General features: G+C 63.5%; 19 protein-coding genes. 15 read left to right on the top strand and 4 right to left on the bottom strand.

What is annotated here, in order from left to right; all coding sequences use genetic code 11:
* Positions 1-128: 128 nt before the first annotated feature.
* Positions 129-449, bottom strand: a complete 321-nt coding sequence (locus BLS26_RS22000; RefSeq protein ID WP_092518363.1) for a hypothetical protein — start codon at positions 447-449, stop codon at positions 129-131.
* 228 nt (positions 450-677) lie between these two features.
* Here BLS26_RS22000 and BLS26_RS22005 point away from each other — a divergent pair, with 228 nt between their 5' ends.
* Both BLS26_RS22005 and BLS26_RS22010 read left to right on the top strand, forming a co-directional pair.
* Positions 678-1,172 (top strand): hypothetical protein, encoded by a 495-nt coding sequence (locus BLS26_RS22005; RefSeq protein ID WP_092518364.1) that lies wholly within the window; start codon positions 678-680, stop codon positions 1,170-1,172.
* Positions 1,173-1,208: 36 nt separating this feature from the next.
* The gene (locus BLS26_RS22010; RefSeq protein WP_092514603.1) at positions 1,209-2,096 is read left to right on the top strand and encodes a CoA ester lyase; all 888 of its coding nucleotides are present in this window, start codon (positions 1,209-1,211) and stop codon (positions 2,094-2,096) included.
* 1 nt (position 2,097) lies between these two features.
* Here BLS26_RS22010 and BLS26_RS22015 read toward each other — a convergent pair whose 3' ends face one another.
* On the bottom strand, positions 2,098-3,099 hold the full coding sequence (locus BLS26_RS22015; RefSeq protein WP_092514605.1) for a tripartite tricarboxylate transporter substrate binding protein: 1,002 nt from the start codon (positions 3,097-3,099) through the stop codon (positions 2,098-2,100).
* A gap of 174 nt (positions 3,100-3,273) precedes the next feature.
* On the opposite strand from BLS26_RS22015, the gene BLS26_RS22020 reads away from it, so the two are divergent.
* From BLS26_RS22020 to BLS26_RS22035, 4 genes are all read left to right on the top strand, one after another.
* A complete protein-coding gene (locus tag BLS26_RS22020) occupies positions 3,274-4,221 on the top strand; it encodes a TAXI family TRAP transporter solute-binding subunit (protein WP_092514607.1) in 948 nt (315 codons plus the stop codon).
* Between the two features lie 167 nt (positions 4,222-4,388).
* Positions 4,389-6,497 carry a TRAP transporter permease gene (locus tag BLS26_RS22025; protein ID WP_092514609.1) on the top strand — a complete coding sequence of 703 codons (2,109 nt, stop codon included), beginning with the start codon at positions 4,389-4,391 and terminating at the stop codon, positions 6,495-6,497.
* Positions 6,458-6,868 (top strand): DUF1850 domain-containing protein, encoded by a 411-nt coding sequence (locus tag BLS26_RS22030; protein WP_092514611.1) that lies wholly within the window; start codon positions 6,458-6,460, stop codon positions 6,866-6,868. Before BLS26_RS22025 ends, BLS26_RS22030 begins: the two co-directional genes overlap by 40 nt.
* A gap of 23 nt (positions 6,869-6,891) precedes the next feature.
* A complete protein-coding gene (locus BLS26_RS22035) occupies positions 6,892-7,698 on the top strand; it encodes an SDR family NAD(P)-dependent oxidoreductase (RefSeq protein ID WP_092514613.1) in 807 nt (268 codons plus the stop codon).
* Positions 7,699-7,743: 45 nt separating this feature from the next.
* Here BLS26_RS22035 and BLS26_RS22040 read toward each other — a convergent pair whose 3' ends face one another.
* Positions 7,744-8,514: a hypothetical protein gene (locus BLS26_RS22040; protein ID WP_092514615.1), complete on the bottom strand. Its 771-nt coding sequence runs from the start codon at positions 8,512-8,514 to the stop codon at positions 7,744-7,746.
* Positions 8,515-8,766: 252 nt separating this feature from the next.
* Here BLS26_RS22040 and BLS26_RS22045 point away from each other — a divergent pair, with 252 nt between their 5' ends.
* The 6 genes from BLS26_RS22045 (at position 8,767) to BLS26_RS22075 (ending at position 13,992) form a co-directional block, all read left to right on the top strand.
* Positions 8,767-9,480: a tetratricopeptide repeat protein gene (locus BLS26_RS22045; RefSeq protein WP_092518365.1), complete on the top strand. Its 714-nt coding sequence runs from the start codon at positions 8,767-8,769 to the stop codon at positions 9,478-9,480.
* 105 nt (positions 9,481-9,585) lie between these two features.
* Positions 9,586-10,944, top strand: a complete 1,359-nt coding sequence (locus tag BLS26_RS22050; RefSeq protein WP_092514617.1) for a tetratricopeptide repeat protein — start codon at positions 9,586-9,588, stop codon at positions 10,942-10,944.
* 210 nt (positions 10,945-11,154) lie between these two features.
* A complete protein-coding gene (locus BLS26_RS22060) occupies positions 11,155-13,065 on the top strand; it encodes a propionyl-CoA synthetase (protein ID WP_092514621.1) in 1,911 nt (636 codons plus the stop codon).
* Positions 13,066-13,230: 165 nt separating this feature from the next.
* Positions 13,231-13,500, top strand: a complete 270-nt coding sequence (locus BLS26_RS22065) for a hypothetical protein (RefSeq protein ID WP_172804662.1) — start codon at positions 13,231-13,233, stop codon at positions 13,498-13,500.
* 15 nt (positions 13,501-13,515) lie between these two features.
* Positions 13,516-13,722 carry a DUF6494 family protein gene (locus tag BLS26_RS22070; protein ID WP_092514623.1) on the top strand — a complete coding sequence of 69 codons (207 nt, stop codon included), beginning with the start codon at positions 13,516-13,518 and terminating at the stop codon, positions 13,720-13,722.
* Positions 13,723-13,773: 51 nt separating this feature from the next.
* Positions 13,774-13,992 (top strand): alkylphosphonate utilization protein, encoded by a 219-nt coding sequence (locus tag BLS26_RS22075; RefSeq protein WP_092514624.1) that lies wholly within the window; start codon positions 13,774-13,776, stop codon positions 13,990-13,992.
* 192 nt (positions 13,993-14,184) lie between these two features.
* Here BLS26_RS22075 and BLS26_RS22080 read toward each other — a convergent pair whose 3' ends face one another.
* Complete coding sequence (locus BLS26_RS22080) at positions 14,185-14,880, bottom strand: DUF1013 domain-containing protein (RefSeq protein WP_074822959.1); 696 nt, start codon at positions 14,878-14,880, stop codon at positions 14,185-14,187.
* A gap of 220 nt (positions 14,881-15,100) precedes the next feature.
* Here BLS26_RS22080 and ispH point away from each other — a divergent pair, with 220 nt between their 5' ends.
* From ispH to rnhA, 3 genes are read left to right on the top strand one after another with little or no spacing between them, the layout of a single operon-like run.
* Positions 15,101-16,063: a 4-hydroxy-3-methylbut-2-enyl diphosphate reductase gene (gene ispH, locus BLS26_RS22085; RefSeq protein ID WP_092514625.1), complete on the top strand. Its 963-nt coding sequence runs from the start codon at positions 15,101-15,103 to the stop codon at positions 16,061-16,063.
* 10 nt (positions 16,064-16,073) lie between these two features.
* Positions 16,074-17,054 carry a homoserine kinase gene (locus BLS26_RS22090; RefSeq protein WP_092514626.1) on the top strand — a complete coding sequence of 327 codons (981 nt, stop codon included), beginning with the start codon at positions 16,074-16,076 and terminating at the stop codon, positions 17,052-17,054.
* Positions 17,042-17,500, top strand: coding sequence for a ribonuclease HI (rnhA, locus tag BLS26_RS22095; protein ID WP_172804663.1), 459 nt, complete (start codon positions 17,042-17,044; stop codon positions 17,498-17,500). The genes BLS26_RS22090 and rnhA overlap by 13 nt, the downstream gene beginning before the upstream one ends.
* The last annotated feature ends 107 nt before the right edge of the window (positions 17,501-17,607 follow it).

The following is a 17,607-nucleotide window of genomic DNA, read 5'->3' on the forward strand; positions in this document are numbered from 1 at the left end:
GGTCGCGCGAATGCGCGCCCGATGACAGGCTCAGCGTGCCCACCATTTTCAACCGCGCAGGCAGATGGTGGGCACGGCGCAAAAGCGCCTTTGCCCACCCTACGAAGATCATCGCGAGCGCTCGCCGCTCAATTCGTGCCGAACATGAACTTGCCGTCGCCCTCGAGATAAGGGCCGGTGCGCATGTAGAGCTGGCCGTTGTGGCCGATGAAGAACAGCGTGCCCTTCGGCACCTTCTTGGCGCCCTTCAGCAGCGTACCGGCATTGTTGGTGCCCATCTTGTAGGAGAACGTCTTGCCGTCCTTGTCGTAGCCATAGCCCATGTCGGCCTTCAGCTCCCAGGGCGTCGGTGCGGCGGCTTGTGCCCGCGCGGACGTCGTCAGCGTGGATGTCGCCAGCCCGGTTAGCGCGGCGGCCATCAAAAAGGTCCTCGTTGAAAATCGCGTCATGGTCATCCTCCCGGCGGCCGAAACGGCCCGTGTCCCAATTATTTGGTGCCCCAACACCTTGAACAAATCACGAACGCCATTAATTCGTCAATGCCACCTTCGCCGCATCGCGTTGCGCGATCGCCTTTCCTTCTGGACTTTGTGATTTCCCGCGTTCGACTTCGCGACTATGTTCCCATTTCCGGCTACAAGCGATCCATTGCAGGGAATGTCATGGGGATGATTCGGATGAGCCACGTCGTGAAAATTGGTTTTAGTGCGGTGCTGTCGTTCATGACCCTGGCCCCTCTGACGTTGTCCGCTCCGGCGCTGGCCGACGACTTCAAGCTCTCCAACAACCAGCGGATCGCCTGCAGCCGGGGCTTAAGCGCCGGCAAGCTCAACACCGCGACCTGCAAGTCCTATGCGTATGTCTTTAATACGAAGACGTCGGAATATTTCCGCTGCCAGGTTTCGCTGGCGCTGACGCGGGACAACAAGGAAGTCATCAACGTGCAGACCGACGGCGGCTGCACCAAGAAGCCCCGCATCTTCGAAGGCGACGCCAGCTATTCGTTCGACGCCACCGAGACCGAAGCGCCGAATACCAATTCGTTCTTCGGTCCGGGCGGATATGCGATATGGGCCAGCGATAACACGGCGCTGAAGGTGCGCGGCTGCATCACCATCTCCTCCGGCCTCGGTTCCGATATTTCGAAATGCGTCGACATGAAATTCGAGTGAGCGGCATCGCTGTGAACTGAAGCCGGAATTGGCGCCATGCGCGAGATCAGGCCGGCAAAGCTCTGTCGCTCCTGGCTGTTCCTCGAAGGCGCCAACGAGACCGTGCTGCAACGCGCCGCCTCAAGCGGCGCCGATGTCCTGATCCACGAACTCGAGGACTTCACGCCGCCGTCCCTGCGGCCGAAGGCGCGGGTGCTGGCGCCCGATCTCTATGCGTCATGGCGTGAAGCAGGCCGCGTGGTCGCGGTGCGCGTCAATCCGCTCGATCAGGACGGTATGGAAGATCTCGCCGCGGTCATGCGCGGCCGTCCCGATATCGTGGCATTGCCGAAAGTCGCCGAGCCCCGTCACGTCGCAGAGCTCGATGCGGCGGTAACCCGCTTCGAGCGCGACTACGGCATTGCCGAAGGCTCGACCGCGCTGCTCCCCAATATCGAATTCGCGCGTGGACTGGTGCAGACAAGCGCGATCGCTACCGTCAGCCAGCGCGTCACCGCCTGTCTGCTCGCCTCGGAAGACCTCGCGGCCGATCTCGGCGCCGAACGCGATACCGATGGCATTGAGCTGGCGTATTGCCGGCAGCGCTTCATCGTCGAATGCCGCGCCGCCAATGTCGTGGCGGTCGATTGTCCCTACACCTGGAGCGACGCGCCGGGTGTCGAGCGCGACACGCGCTGGGCCCGCCGGCTCGGCTACACCGCGAAAAGCTTGGTCGATCCCTCGCATGCCGCCATCGTCAATGGCGTGCTGACGCCCGACGACAACGAGATGCGCCGCGCCCGCGACATCGTGACCGCGTTCGAGGCCGCGCGGGCGCAAGGCGGCGCGCGCGCCGAACACGAGGGTTCGCTGATCGAGGTGCCGACTTATTCCAACGCGAAGCGACTGATCGCCCGCGGCGAGGCGCTGCGCGAATTCGGTTAGGTCATTCCGGCTTGATGCCGGCGAACTTGGCGACCTTGCCCCATTTCTCGGTTTCCGAGAGCACATAGGCCTGCATGTCCTCCGGCGATCCGCCCGCGGGCTCGGCGCCGAGCTTGCGCAGGCGCGCGATGCCGTCCTCGGTCTTGAGGAACTTGTCGACGCTGGCGTTGAGCTTGCCGATGATCTCCTTCGAGGTCTTCGCCGGCGCGCCGATGGTGAACCAGGACGACGCCTCGTAGCCAGGGACGCCGGCTTCCGCGATGGTCGGCAAGTCCGGGAAGCCCGGCCAGCGCTTGGCGGACGAGACCGCAATGGGGCGGATCGAACCCGATTCCGCGAATGGCTGCGCCGCCGGCAGATTGTCGATCATCAGTTGCACGCGGCCCGCGATCAGGTCGGTCAGCGCCGGCGCCGAGCCCTTGTAGGGCACGTGAGTCATTTCGACACCGGTCATCGACTTGAACAATTCGGTCGAGACATGCGCGGTGCTGCCGAGCCCGGGCGTGCCGTAGAACAATTCGCCGGGCTTCGACTTGGCATAGGCGATGAATTCGGCGACCGACTTCACCGGCAACGCGTTCGTCACCGAAAACAGGTTGGGCACCCGCGCGATGATGATGACCGGCGCGATATCTTTTGCCTGATCATAGGTCATGTTCTTGAACACGAACTGGTTGATGGCGTGCGTGCCCGGCGTGCCCACCACGAAGGTGTAGCCATCGGGTTCGGCCTTGGCGACGTAATCGGCAGCGATATTGCCACCGGCGCCGGTCTTGTTTTCGACGATGAACTGCTGGCCGAATTCCTCGGACACCTTGGCCGCGACGACCCGCGCCAGAATATCGGTGGTGCCGCCGGCCGCGAAGGGCACGACGAGTTTCACCGGCCGCGTCGGCCATGGGTCGGCGGCACGCGCCCGGCGCGGCAGCAGCGATAGACCGCCGAGGGCTGCGGCGCCGGTCAGCACGGCGCGGCGATTGAGGTGGAGGTTATTCGAGCGCATTGAAGGTTCCCTTGAAAAATTTGGCGGACCGTATTCGTTAATCCGCGCGGCGGCCACCCTTACCGAAGGCAGCCGAGCCCTGCGTATTTGGCCGTCGCGTGCGTCCTTTGGACGGGTTGACCGGGCTCTCCCGTCCGTCCAATTTCCCGGCGAAATTAGGGGAGAACACTACTTATGAATTCGAAGCTCATTGCAGCCGCCGTTGCGGTGGCGGCGGTATTTTCTGCGCCCGGCGCGCAGGCGCAAGCATTCATCAACGTGCTGACCGGCGGCACATCCGGCGTATATTACCCGCTCGGCGTCGCCATCGGAAAGATCTACGGCGACAAGATTCCGAACGTGAAGACGCAGGTGCAGGCCACCAAGGCGTCGGTCGAGAACCTGATCCTGCTGCAGCAGGGCCGCGGCGAGATCGCGTTCACGCTCGGCGACTCGCTCAAGGCGGCATGGGAAGGCGACGAAGAGGCCGGCTTCAAGTCGAAGCTGGACAAGCTGCGCACAATCGGCGCGATCTATCCGAACTACATCCAGATCGTCGCCACTGCCGAGAGCGGCATCAAGACGTTGGCGGACCTGAAGGGCAAGAGCCTCTCGGTCGGCGCGCCGAAGTCCGGCACCGAACTCAACTCGCGCGCGATCCTGGCCGCCGCTGGGATGACCTACAAGGACATGGGCAAGGTCGAATATCTGCCGTTCGCCGAATCCGTCGACCTGATGAAGAACCGCCAGCTCAACGCGACGCTGCAGTCGGCCGGCCTCGGCGTGGCCTCGCTGAAGGATCTTTCGACCTCGACCGACATCACGGTGGTGTCGGTTCCGAAGGCAACCGTCGACAAGATCGGCCCGCCCTTCGTGTCTGTCATGATCCCCGCCAATACCTATACTGGCCAGGACAAGGACGTCCCGACCGCGGCGGTGGTCAACTATCTCGTGACCAGCTCGGCGGTCTCCGACGATCTGGCCTATCAGATGACCAAGCTGGTCTACGAATCGCTGCCTGAGCTCGCGAATTCGCATGCGGCCGGCAAGGAGATCAAGCTGGAGACGGCTGCGACCGGCAGCCCGGTTCCGCTGCACCCCGGCGCGATCCGCTATTACAAGGAAAAGGGCCTGATCAAGTAAGGGGCCTTAGCAGTCTATCGTCATGCCCGGGCTTGTCCCGGGCATCCACGTCCTTTAGCCAGCAACAGGATTAAGACGTGGATGCGCGGGACAAGCCCGCGCATGACGTGTTGGGGGATGCTGTCGCGGTGCTATAAGCGTCGCGGGCAAAGGCGGGGGTGGCGGGCATGTTGCAGGCTGAGGGCACGGAAGAGCCGATCAAGGTCGAATTCGACAATTTCGAGCACGGGTTTCCACCGGGCTTCGGTCCGGGCGGCTGGGGCTATCTGGCCTATGTGGTCGGCATCGCCTTTGCCGCGTTCCAGCTCTATGTCGCGGCCTTCAACTATCTGCCGAGCCAAGTGGTGCGCGGCGTTCATGTCGGCTTCCTGCTGCTGTTGAGCTTCGGCCTGATCGGCAACTTCACCGCCAAGAACGATTTCGGCCGCGCGCTGGGCTGGCTGATCGGCGCCGCCGGATTCCTGTGCGGGCTGTATCAGTGGATTTTCTATGCCGACCTGATTGCCCGCGACGGCGATCCGACGCGGATCGACCTCGCGGTCGGAACCCTGCTGGCGGTGCTGGTGTTCGAGGGCACGCGACGGCTGATGGGGGCGGCGCTGCCGCTGATGAGCGGCGCCTGCCTGCTGTACTGGTTCTTCGGCCAGTATCTGCCGGCCCCGTTCAACCACCGCGGCTATGATTTCGATCAGGTCATCACGCATCTTTCGTTCGGCACCGAAGGATTCTACGGCGTGCCGATCTATGTGTCGGCGACCTACATCTTCCTGTTCATCCTGTTCGGTGCATTCCTCGAGCGCGCCGGCATGATCCAGTTGTTCACGGATGTATCGCTCGGCCTGTTCGGCCGCACCCGCGGAGGACCTGCCAAGGTCGCGGTATTCGCCTCGGGCATGATGGGAACGATCTCCGGCTCCGGCGTCGCCAACGTCGTTACGGTCGGCCAGTTCACGATTCCGCTGATGATCAAGTTCGGCTATCGCCGTGCGTTCGCTGCCGGCGTCGAGGCCACGGCTTCGATGGGCGGACAGATCATGCCGCCTGTGATGGGCGCGGTCGCCTTCATCATGGCGGAGACGCTCGGCGTTCAGTATTCCGAGATCGTCAGGGCTGCGGTTATCCCGGCTATCCTGTATTTCGCCTCGGCGTTCTGGATGGTGCATCTGGAAGCCGGCAAGCACGGCCTCGTCGGCATGAAGCGTTCGGAAATCCCGAGCGCGTGGAAGGCGCTGGTGAACCGCTGGTACCTGGTGTTGCCGCTGGCGGCATTGGTCTACATGCTGTTCGAAGGCTTTACGCCGCTGTATGCCGGCAGCATGGGGCTGGCGCTGACGGTAGCATTGATCCTCGGCGCCAGCATCGTGCTCGGCTTCTCCAACATGGTGTTGCGCTATATTTTCTGGATCGGCCTGGCGCTGGTCGTTGCTGCCGTTTCGCGCAACGGGCTCGAGATCGTTCCGGTCGCCGGCGTCGTGGTCGGCTTGATCGTGATTGCCGCGATCACCCGCGGTGGTCGCGCCACGCTCGCCGCGTGCCGCGATTCGCTCGCCGACAGCGCCAAGTCGGCGCTGACCGTCGGCATGGCCTGCGCCATCGTCGGCACCATCATCGGTATGATGACGCAGACCGGTGTCGGCACCATCTTCGGAAGCTGGATCATCGGCCTTGGCGCCAAGAGCCTGTTCCTGGCGCTGATCATGACCATGCTGCTGTCGATCCTGCTCGGCACCGGCATCCCGACGATTCCGACCTACATCATCACCGCGGCATTGGCCGCACCAGCATTGGCAAAACTCGGCGTGCCGCTGATCGCGAGCCACATGTTCGCGTTCTACTACGGCATCATGGCCGACCTCTCGCCGCCGGTGGCGCTGGCGGCGTTGGCCGCCGCGCCGATTGCGAAAGAGAACCCGGACAAGATCGGCTGGGAAGCGATGCGGATCGCGCTGGCGGGCTACGTCATTCCGTTCATCTTCGTCTACTCGCCCGCGCTGATGCTGCAGGCCGGCGATCCGATGGCGGTCAAGCTCGGCTTCTACGGCGCGGTGGCGCTCGCGACCTTCAAGGCGCTGGTCGCAATCGGCCTGTTCGGCATTGTCGCGATCGGTTTCCTGTTCACGCGGCTGACGCTGCTCGAAATCGCAGTGGCTTTCGTCGCGGCGCTGTGCCTGCTCGGCGACTTCGCCTTCAGCAGTACCATTGGCTTCGCGCTCTCTGCGGCCGTCGTGCTCTGGCAATGGCGGCAGCGCCCGCGCAGCGCGGTGGCGGCGGCTTGAGCCTCTGCCTCGCTTCAGCCGGCGTCGTGAAGGCGCTGTCGGTTATGGCCTTCACGCTGGTGTGGACCCATTCGATCGAAAAGGTCGACTGGCAGGAAGACTGGCGCGTCACCCCGCGGGGGCTGGAGCTAACACAGGCGCGCATCAAAGGCTCCGGCGCCGGCATGGAGCCTCCATCAGAAGCGCGGCTGGTCGACGGCTGGTTTCAGTGGGCGCCAAAGCGCGCGCCGATGCCGGAAGTGGTGCTGGGCAATTCCGGGGCTGCCGGCGAATGGCGGCTGTGCCATGATGGCAACTGCAAAACATTGTCTGAGATTTTGGGACGTCCGGTGGGTGTCAATGTCACGACGATGCGTGCGTGCGAACCATAACAAACGACGAGGGAGAGAAGTCGATGGAACGGCTCAAGGGCAAGACGGCAATGGTGGTGGGCGCAGGCTCGATCGGTCCCGGCTGGGGCAACGGCAAGGCGACGGCCGCGACCTTTGCGCGCGAGGGCGCGCAGGTGTTCTGCGTCGACCGCAATGCCGCGGCAGCCAAGGAAACCGTCGACATCATCACCGGTGAAGGCGGCAAGGCTACTGCCTTTACCGCCGACGTTTCCCGCGAGACCGAGGTCGAGGCGATGGTCGCGGCCTGCATGAAGGCCTACGGCCGCATCGACGTGCTCGACAACAATGTCGGTATCGCCGAGATGGGCAGCGTGGTCGAGGTCAACGAGGCAAGCTGGGACCACGTCTTCGCGGTCAACCTGAAGAGCGCCTATTTCGCCATGAAGCACGTTATCCCGGTCATGAAGAAGCAGGGCGGTGGTTCGATCATCAACATCTCGTCGATCGCATCGATCCGCCATCTCGGCATTTCCTATGTCACCTATGGCGCCTCGAAAGCGGCGATGAACCAGATGACCAAGACCACGGCGGTGCAATTCGCGGCGGACCATGTCCGGGTGAACTGCATTCTGCCCGGCCTGATGAAAACGCCGATGGTCGCGCATTCTGCAGGGCTCGCGGCCAGCTATTCGGCGGGAGACGTCGAGGCGATGTGGCGCGCGCGCGATGCGCAGGTGCCGATGGGCCACATGGGCGACGCCTGGGACGTTGCGAACGCGGCTTTGTTCCTCGCGTCCGATGAATCCCGCTACGTCACTGGCATCGAACTGGTGGTCGATGGCGGGATCACGGTGAAGTCCGGAGCGTAGTATTGCAATTGTTGTCGTCCCTGCGTTCGCAGGGACGACAAAGTGCTACTGTGCCAGCGCCAGGATGCCGCCGGCGAAAGAATGCCAGAGCGGGGTGACGCTGATCGGCCAGTTCAACAGCTTCACCGCGATCAGCGCCGCGCCGCCATAGATGTAGACCGGATGTGGGCGGCCGCGGGTGCGCCGGTCGAACACTATGGCGACCACGAGCAGGAGATAGGCGACGAAGGCCGGCGGAATGGTCACCGGGACCGGCGGCGGGCCGGCCGGGCCGGGGGGTGCGAGAAAGGTCAGAAACCAGCGCGCCACCGCGGCGTCCAGCAACGAAATGCCCGCCAGCAGCATCAGCCGCTTGTGGGTCTCCGGCCGGCGGATCGCGGCGATGGCGAGCGCAACCGTCACCGCAAAGAAAACAATTCCGCTGAGCGGCACGATCGCAAAGGCGATCCCTGCGTCAGTTTGTCCCAATGCGGCGGAACGCTTCATCGCCTCGACCGCCACCAGGAAGCCGAAAATCGTCATCGTGGTCGCCAGCGAGATGCCGATCATTCCGATGGCCCGGTGCCGGGCAATCCTGCCCGAGGCGGCAAGCCAGCTCTGGAACGCGAAATAGAGCGTCCAGGCAAAGAACAGCAGCCCGTGAAAATGGACGACCGGCGAGGCCGAGAACGACCGCGAGGCCAGCGGCAGCCAGTAGGTCGGCGCAAAGCCGAGAAAGGCGACGGCCATGCAGGCCAGCGCCATGTAGAAGTAAAAATAGGATGATTCGGATTGCGCGATCGCGCGCGGCGGATTGAATTCAGTCAAAGTAGTCATGGTTGATGAGTCCGTGAATCCGCTGAAAGGTTCAAGACAATTTATTCCCGTTCGTGGTGCGAAAGTTCTGGTTTACGTGTGTCATGTTTCGGCCAAAATCCGATTCACGGGCGATCAACGAAATCCGCAATAGTCGCTGTCGGAAGCGCGGTTCGCTTGCTAGGATCGACTCATCATCGTGCGTGCTTTCCGGGTCCATTGATGCGAGGCTGTCCTGACATCCGCAACGTCGTCGTCGCTTTCCTGCTGTGGATGGCGTTTGCGCATGGGGCTCTGGCGACCGGTGTCGAGCCGGCCAAGGATTTGCGGATCGACCCGGCACCGTGCGTCGCCGCGGCTGCGGCGAATGACGATGACCGGACCATCGGCCTTTGCGGCGCGCTGATCGACAATGAAAAGACCGACAAGGCCGACCGCATCAAGGCGCTGGTTGCCCGCGGCGCGGCCTTCGGCCGCAAGGACATGACCGATCGCGCCATCGGCGACTATAGCGTGGCGCTGCAGCTCGATCCGTCGCTGGCCAGTACCTTCAACGCGCGCGGTGAGCTCTGGCGCAAGAAAGGCGACCGGCCCAAGGCGCTCGCCGATTTCGGCGCCGCGCTCAAGCTGAACCCCGACCACTTCGTCGCCAAGGCCAACTACAAATCGCTGGCGCTGGAATTGGAGAAGCTCGGCGCGCTGAAAGCCGTCGCCGGCAAGCCGAGCTTCAATTGCGCCACCGCGCGGCGTGCGGTGGAACGGGCGATCTGCGCCAATCCGGAACTCGCCGACCTCGACCGCGAAGTCAACGCGTCGTATCTGCGGTCGTTTGGCGAGATCCAGAACCCCGGCGAGAAGCGCAAATTGCAGCGCGAACAGGAGGAATTCATTGCCCGCCGCAACGCCGGGTTTGGCCGGCCGGGCTACAACCTGCAGCAGGAGATGAAAAAGCGGCTGCAGGAGATCAATGGCATCGACGGATATTGACGGCCGGCCGGGCGGCCGGCTTTTCGAACCTTCTGCCGTATTGCCGCGACAGATTGACCGAAGCGCGGGTTACCCGCGCCATTCCGTCATATTCCGAGATTTGCCATGCGACCCTTTACCCGTTCTGTTGCCGTCGGCGCATTGCTGGCCATCACCGCCCTGACTCCCGTTGCCCTGCATGCCGAGACCGCCACCGATGCCCCAGTCCCCTGCGTCGCGTTGAGCGGCGCGGCCCCCGCCAAGCTGATCCCAAGCTGCACCGCTGTCATCGACGATCCCGCGACCGCGGAGGCCGACCGCCTCGATGCCACGATCACGCGCGCCGTCGCGCTGCATAACAGCGGCCAGACCGACAAGGCGCTGGCCGAGATCGACGGCGTCATCGCCAAGGACCCGCAGCGCGCCCGCGCTTTCCGCGCCCGCGGTGAAATCTTCCGCCAGACCGGCAAGAGCGAGCAGGCGTTTACCGCGCTGAACGAGGCGATCCGGCTCGATCCTGAAAACGCCAACGGCTATGAAAGCCGCGGCAACGTCTTCAACAACATCAAGAAGTACGACCGCGCCATCGAGGACTACAACGAGGCGCTGCGGCTCAAGCCCGACATGGCGCAGGCGTTCTCCGACCGTGGCGCCGCCTGGTATTTCAAGGGCGAATACCAGAAGGCGGTCACCGATTACGACGAAGCGATCCGCCTCAATCCCGACTTCGCGCAGACCTACACCAACCGAGGCGCGGCGCTCAAAAAGCTCGGGCGCAGCGAACTAGCGGTGAAGGACGAGACCTCTGCGATCCGGATCGATCCGACCCGGCCGGAATATTTTGACAATCGCGGGCTGAGCCTTGCCGGCAACGGCGACTATGCCGGCGCGATCGCCGACTACGACCAGGCGATCAAGCTCCATCCCGAGGCAAAATTCCTCACCAACCGCGGCGATGCGTATCAGGCCCGCAAGGATTACGACCGCGCCATTGCCGATTACGACGCAGCGCAGAAACTGGATCCGAAATTCCAGCGCCTGTACAACAACCGCGGCGCGGCGTGGCAGCGCAAGGGCGACCGGGAGCGGGCGACAGCGGATTACGCCGAGGCGGTTCGCCTCGATCCGTCCGACAAGAACGCGGCCGAGAATTACGCCATCGTCACCAAGCAGATCGAGAATCTGGGTGCGCTGGCGTACCAGAAGAACCTGCCGAGCTTCAATTGCGCCACCGCCAAGCGCCAGGTCGAAAAGGCGATCTGCGCCGATCCCGGCCTGGCCCAGCTCGACCGCAACATCAATGACGTGTTCCTGCGGGTGATCGCGGACGCGGAATCCGACAGTCACCGCGCGGCGCTGGCGCTGACCCAGGAACAGCGCAATTTCGTCAACGAGCGCAACGCCTCGTTCGGCCGCCGCGGCTACGACCTGCGCCAGGCGATGGAAGAGCGGCTGGACAAGCTCAATACGATTGCCCGGCAGTAAACCTATCCTAATAGTCGCAGCTGTTCCGGCTTGATCTCCCGCCGCTTCCCGTGACAATGCGTCCGGAAAGCAAGGCTACTGCCGCCTAATCCGTCATGGCCGGGCTTGTCCCGGCCATCCACGTCTTGTTTCTCCCGAGAGAAGGAAAGACGTGGATGCCCGGCACAAGGCCGGGCATGACGGGGTAGGTGACGCCGCGGGAGACACGCCATGAACATCCACGACAAGAGCCGGTATCACGAGGTGCATGCCCGCTCGCTCAGTGACCCCGAGGGGTTTTGGGCCGAGGCGGCGCGCGAGATCGACTGGATCGAACCGCCCAAAAAGATTTTCGATGCGTCGATGGGCGCTTATGGCCGCTGGTTCGCCGGCGGCGTGGTCAATACCTGTTACAACGCGCTCGACCGCCATGTCGCCGATGGGCGCGGCGATCAGGTCGCGCTGATCCACGATTCACCGCTCGCCAAGTCAATCTCGACATTCACCTATGCCGAGATGCTGCGCGAAGTGCAGGCGCTCGCCGCCGTGATGCAGGATTTCGGCGTCGCCAAGGGCGATCGCGTCATTCTTTATATGCCGATGGTGGCGGAGGCCGTAGTCGCGATGCTGGCCTGCGCCCGGATCGGCGCTGTTCATTCGGTGGTGTTCGGCGGCTTTGCCGCCAAGGAACTGGCGACGCGGATCGAGGATGCCAAACCGAAACTGATTTTCTCGGCGAGCTGCGGGCTCGAGCCAGGCCGCATCGTGCAATACAAGCCGCTGCTCGACGAGGCGATCCGGCTTTCCAGCGTCAAGCCTGCGACCTGCATCATTCTGCAGCGCCCGCAACATGGTTGCGACCTCACCGCCGGCCGCGATCACGACTGGGCGTCGTTGCGCCGCGCGGCGCTCGATGCCGGCAAGAAAGCCCCTTGCGTGCCCGTGCTCGCGACCGACCCGCTCTACATTCTCTATACGTCGGGCACCACCGGAATCCCCAAGGGCGTGGTGCGCGACAATGGCGGGCACCTGGTCGCGCTGAAATGGTCGATGTTCAATCTCTACGGCGTCAAGCCCGGCGAGGTCTGGTGGTGCGGCTCCGACATCGGCTGGGTGGTCGGCCACAGCTACATCGTCTATGGCCCGCTGCTGCATGGTGCGACCTCGATCATGTATGAGGGCAAGCCCATCGGCACGCCGGATGCCGGCGCATTCTGGCGCGTGATCTCGGAACACAAAGCGGTGGCGTTCTTCACCGCGCCGACGGCGTTCCGCGCCATTCGCAAGGAGGACCCCGAAGGCACCTTCATCCGCAAATACGACCTGTCGAAATTCCGCACACTGTTTCTGGCTGGCGAGCGGGCCGATCCGCCGACGGTGGAATGGGCGGAACAGCAGTTGAAGGTGCCGGTCATCGATCATTGGTGGCAGACTGAAACCGGCTGGTGCATCGCCGGCAATCCGGTGGGGCTCGGCATGCTGCCGGTCAAGCATGGCTCGCCGACGGTGCCGATGCCGGGCTATCAGGTCGATGTGGTCGACGAGGCCGCCCGACCCGTACCCGCGGGCACCATGGGCTCGATCGTGATCAAATTGCCGATGCCGCCGGCCTGCCTGCCGACGCTATGGGAACAGGATGCACGCTTCAGGGAGGCGTATCTCACCGAATTCCCCGGCTACTACAAAACCTCGGACGCCGGCTACAAGGACGAGGACGGCTACGTCTTCGTGATGGGCCGCACCGACGACATCATCAACGTCGCCGGCCACCGGCTCTCGACCGGCGGTATGGAGGAAATTCTCGCCTCCCATCCCGATGTCGCCGAATGCGCGGTGCTCGGCATCAAGGACCCGATCAAGGGCGAGGTGCCCTGCGGCTTCCTGGTGCTGAAGGCCGGCGTCAGCCGCCAGCCTGCGGATGTCGAGAAAGACGTGGTGGCGCTGGTGCGCGAAAAGCTCGGGCCAGTCGCGGCCTTCAAGCTCGCGATCACCGTCGCCCGGCTGCCGAAAACCCGCTCGGGCAAAATCCTGCGCGGGACCATCAAGAAGATCGCCGACGGCGACACCTGGTCGATGCCGGCGACGATCGAGGACCCCAGGGTGCTCGACGAAATCGGCGACGCGCTGAAGGGCAGGGTGTAGGGTTCCCTACGAGGCACGTCATGCCCGGGCAGTAGCGCGAAGCGCGTCTTCGCGCTAGATGACCCGGGCATCCAGCATCTTCAATGCAAGATGCCATCTTTTTGATGGATTGCCGGGTCAAGCCCGGCAATGACGAACAGATCGCAATAACGCTGGAATTCAGATATGCGGCGCAAGACCACGCTACTCATTGCCCTGCTGCTCGCGGCGCCCTTGCTCGGCGGCTGCCTGGAGCGCGGCCAGCCCACCATGGTCGATTCCACCCGCGACGACGACGCGTTCTGTCAGGCCAACGGTACCGTCAAGGTCGGCTCGCCCGAATACATCGCCTGCCGCAAGGACCGCGACGTCCAGCAGGCCAACGCCAACGCCCGCACCGACCGCCGCCAGCGCAATCTCGGCGAATACATGCTGAACAACCCGACCCGGCCCTGAGCCAAGGAGACGGTCATGAACGAGGATGTTTTCAACACCAGCCTGCGCGGATTTCTCAAGAAGGTCGGCATTACCTCGCAGCGCGAGATCGAGAAGGCCGTCCGCGACGCCGTCGCCAGCGGCCGCATCAAGGGTAACGAGAACCTGCCAGCCAGGGTCGTGCTCACGGTCGGCGGCGTCAGCCTCAGCCACGAGATCACCGGCGAGATCGAACTGGGTTAGGCCTCGGCGCCTTTCCCATCAGTCAATGCGCGCCAGCGCGGAAAGCACGACATGGACATCAAGGTCAGGGATTCCAACGGCGCGCAGCTCGCCGAGGGCGATACCGTCACGCTGATCAAGGACCTGAAGCTGAAAGGCTCTTCCACCGTGCTGAAGCGTGGCACCGTGATCAAGAACATCCGCCTCACCGACAACGAGGACGAGATCGAAGGCCGCACCGACAAGGTCAAGGGCCTGGTGCTGCGCACGGAGTTTTTGAAGAAGGTGTGAGAGGCGGAATACACCGCCGTCATGGCCGGGCTTGTCCCGGCCATCCACGTCTTTCAAGCCGCAATACGCTTAAGACGTGGATGCCCGGGACAAGCCCGGGCATGACGAGAAAGTGGAGCGTGCAACTCCCCAAACAAAAACGCGGCAGGTTGCCCCACCGCGTTTCGAAATCTCTCCGACCGACGAAGACGCCTATTCCTCGTCGTCCTGCTTCTTGCCGCCGATCGTCTTCAGCTTGGCGAACACCGCGTCGACGTTGAGGTCGTCGCGCTGCTTTTCGGTCGGCTCGAATTCCGGCTCCTTGCGGGTGGTCTCGGAGGCCGGCAGCAGGGTCGCGCCACCATAGGCAGCAGGCACCGGCTTTTCCTTGGCGGCGCGCTGCACCTCGAAATCGAGCTCGATCTGTGAGCACAGGCCCAAGGTCACCGGGTCCATCGGGGTCAAGGTCGAGGCATTCCAGTGGGTGCGGTCGCGGACTGAGGCGATCGTGGTCTTGGTGGTGCCGACCAGGCGCATGATCTGCGCATCCTTCAGCTCGGGATGGCTGCGGACCAGCCACAGGATCGCGCTCGGCCGCTCGTGGCGGCGCGACACCGGGGTGTAGCGCGGGCCCTTCTTCTTGGCCGCCGGCGGCAGGGTAACCTTGCTCTCGCCGAGCTTGAGCCGGTAATCCGGGTCCTTTTCGCCCCGTTCGATCTCATCCCGGGTCAATTGACCCGTTGAAATCGGGTCCATGCCCTTGATGCCCTGGGCGGCGTCGCCGTCGGCGATGGCGCGGACCTCCAAGGGGTGCATTTTGGTGAAATCGGCCACCTGGTCGAAGGTCAGGGCGGTATTATCAACCAGCCAGACGGCCGTCGCCTTTGGCATCAGCGGTGCATTGCTCATGGCAAATCTCCTTTGTGCCTCGCCCACCTCTTTTTGGGGAGGCGAAGTCTGCGGTCATCGGTGATGACGGGAATTCGGGGTCTATATACGCCTTCAGGGGGTATTGGCGCAATGGTCTGCTAAAGTGCCTTGACAGAGCCCAAAAGCAGTCCCAAGTCCTTATACGAATTGACCGTTCCCCGCCCGCCGGCGAGGGGTGATTCGGTCCCGGATAGCCCCTATGTCAGCCAAACCAGACCTCAAAATCGTGCTTTGTTCCCCCCGCGGCTTCTGCGCCGGGGTGGTGCGGGCCATCGACACCGTGGAACGGGCGCTGACGATCTACGGCGCCCCGGTCTATGTCCGTCACGAGATCGTGCACAACCGCTATGTCGTCGACAGCCTGAAGACCAAGGGCGCGATTTTCGTCGAGGAACTGGCCGAGATCCCCGATAACACCAACGCGCCGGTGGTGTTCTCCGCCCACGGAGTTCCGAAGTCGGTGCCGGCGGACGCCCGTGCCCGCAATTTCTTCTCGCTGGATGCGACCTGCCCGCTGGTCACGAAAGTGCACCGCGAGGCTGCGATCCATTTCAAGCGCGGCCGCGAAATCCTGCTGATCGGGCATTCGCACCATCCGGAAGTGGTCGGCACGCTCGGCCAGTTGCCGCAGGGCGCGGTGACGCTGATCGAGACCGCCGACGATGCCAAGACCTTCACGCCAAAAGATCCGAACAACCTCGCTTTCGTGACCCAGACGACGCTGTCGATCGACGACACCGCCGAAATCGTCGCGATGCTGAAGGAGCGTTTTCCGAACATCTCCGGCCCGCACAAGGAAGACATCTGCTACGCCACCACCAACCGCCAGCTCGCGGTGAAGAAGGTGGCGCCGGTGGTTGACGCCCTGATCGTGGTCGGCGCGCCGAACTCGTCGAACTCGCAGCGCTTACGCGAAGTCGCCGAGCGCGAGGGCTGTCCGGTCTCGGTATTGGCGCAGCGCGCCGCCGATCTCGACTGGAAAATGTTCGAAGGCATCAAGAGCCTCGGCATCACCGCAGGCGCTTCCGCGCCGGAAGTGATCGTCGAGGAAATCATGGGCGCCTTCGCCGAGCGCTATGAACTGCATGTGGAGACGGTCTCGGCCGCGGAAGAGAACGAATTCTTCCCGCTGCCGCGTTCGCTGCGGCCCGACGCCGCCTAAGGTTTTTCACATGGCGGTTTACACGGACGTTGCCGCCGAAGACCTCGCGGAATTCCTCAAAGGCTACGACATCGGCGAGTTGCTCTCCTACAAGGGCATCGCCGAGGGCGTCGAGAATTCCAACTTCCTGCTGCACACCAGCAAGGGCGCCTACATCCTCACGCTCTACGAAAAGCGCGTGGCGGTGGGCGACCTGCCGTATTTCCTCTCCTTGATGGCGCATCTCGCCGAGCGCGGGGTGCGCTGTCCGCAGCCGGCGAAGAACCGCAAGGGCGAGGTCTACAGCGAACTCGCCGAACGGCCCGCGGCGATCATCAATTTTCTCGAAGGCGTATGGCCGCGGCGGCCGAACGCGGCGCATTGCACCGGCGTCGGCGAGGGGCTCGCCAAAATGCATCTGGCAGGACGCGACTTTCCGCTGTTCCGGAAAAACCCGCTGTCGGTCGCAGGCTGGCGGCCGCTGTTCGATCTTGCCGCCCCGCGCGCCGACAGCGTTCAGCCGGGTCTGCGCGATTTCATCGCCCGCGAACTCGATCATCTCGAAACATGCTGGCCTGCGGACCTGCCGGTCGGCGTCATCCATGCCGACCTGTTTCCCGACAACGTGTTCTTCCTCGGCGACAAATTGTCGGGGCTGATCGACTTTCCGTTTTCCTGCAACGACATCCTCGCCTTCGATGTGGCGATCTGCCTGAATGCTTGGTGTTTCGAGCCGGATCATTCCTTCAACGTCACCAAGGCGCGGGCGTTGCTCAACGCCTATGGCCGCGAGCGGCAATTGTCCGTGGCCGAGCAGGAAGCGCTGCCGCTGCTGGCGCGCGGCGCGGCGATGCGGTTTCTGCTGACGCGTCTGGTCGACTTCCTCAACGTGCCAACAGGTGCGCTGGTGAAGCCAAAGGACCCGCTGGAATATGTCCGCAGCCTGCGCTTCCACCAGAGCGTCGAGAGCGTGCGCGATTACGGCGTGACGCAGCCGGGATGCGCCGCTTGAGCGAATTGCCTCATGTCACTGTCTTCACCGACGGCGCTTGCTCGGGCAATCCCGGGCCGGGCGGCTGGGGCGCGATCCTGAAATTCGGCGACACCGAAAAGGAATTGAAGGGCGGCGAGGCGCACACCACCAACAACCGCATGGAGTTGATGGCCGCGATCTCGGCGCTGGAGGCGCTGAAGAAGCCCTGCGTCGTCGACCTCACCACCGACAGCCAGTATGTCCGCCAGGGCATTACCGGCTGGATCCACGGCTGGAAACGAAACGGCTGGCGCACGGCCGACAAGAAGCCGGTCAAGAACGTCGACCTGTGGCAGCGCCTCGACGCCGCGCTAAAACCGCATCAGGTCAACTGGCACTGGATCAAGGGCCATGCCGGCCACGACGAAAACGAGCGCGCCGACCAGCTGGCGCGCGAGGGCGTGGCGATGGCGAGGTTGAAGTAGGCGGATACAGTCGTGCGCGACCACAGCTGTCATCGCCCGGCTTGACCGGGCGACCCAGTACGCCGCGGCCTCTCGATTGATTACTGACGCCTCTGGAATACTGGATC

Source organism: Afipia sp. GAS231 (assembly GCF_900103365.1).
Lineage (GTDB): Bacteria > Pseudomonadota > Alphaproteobacteria > Rhizobiales > Xanthobacteraceae > Bradyrhizobium.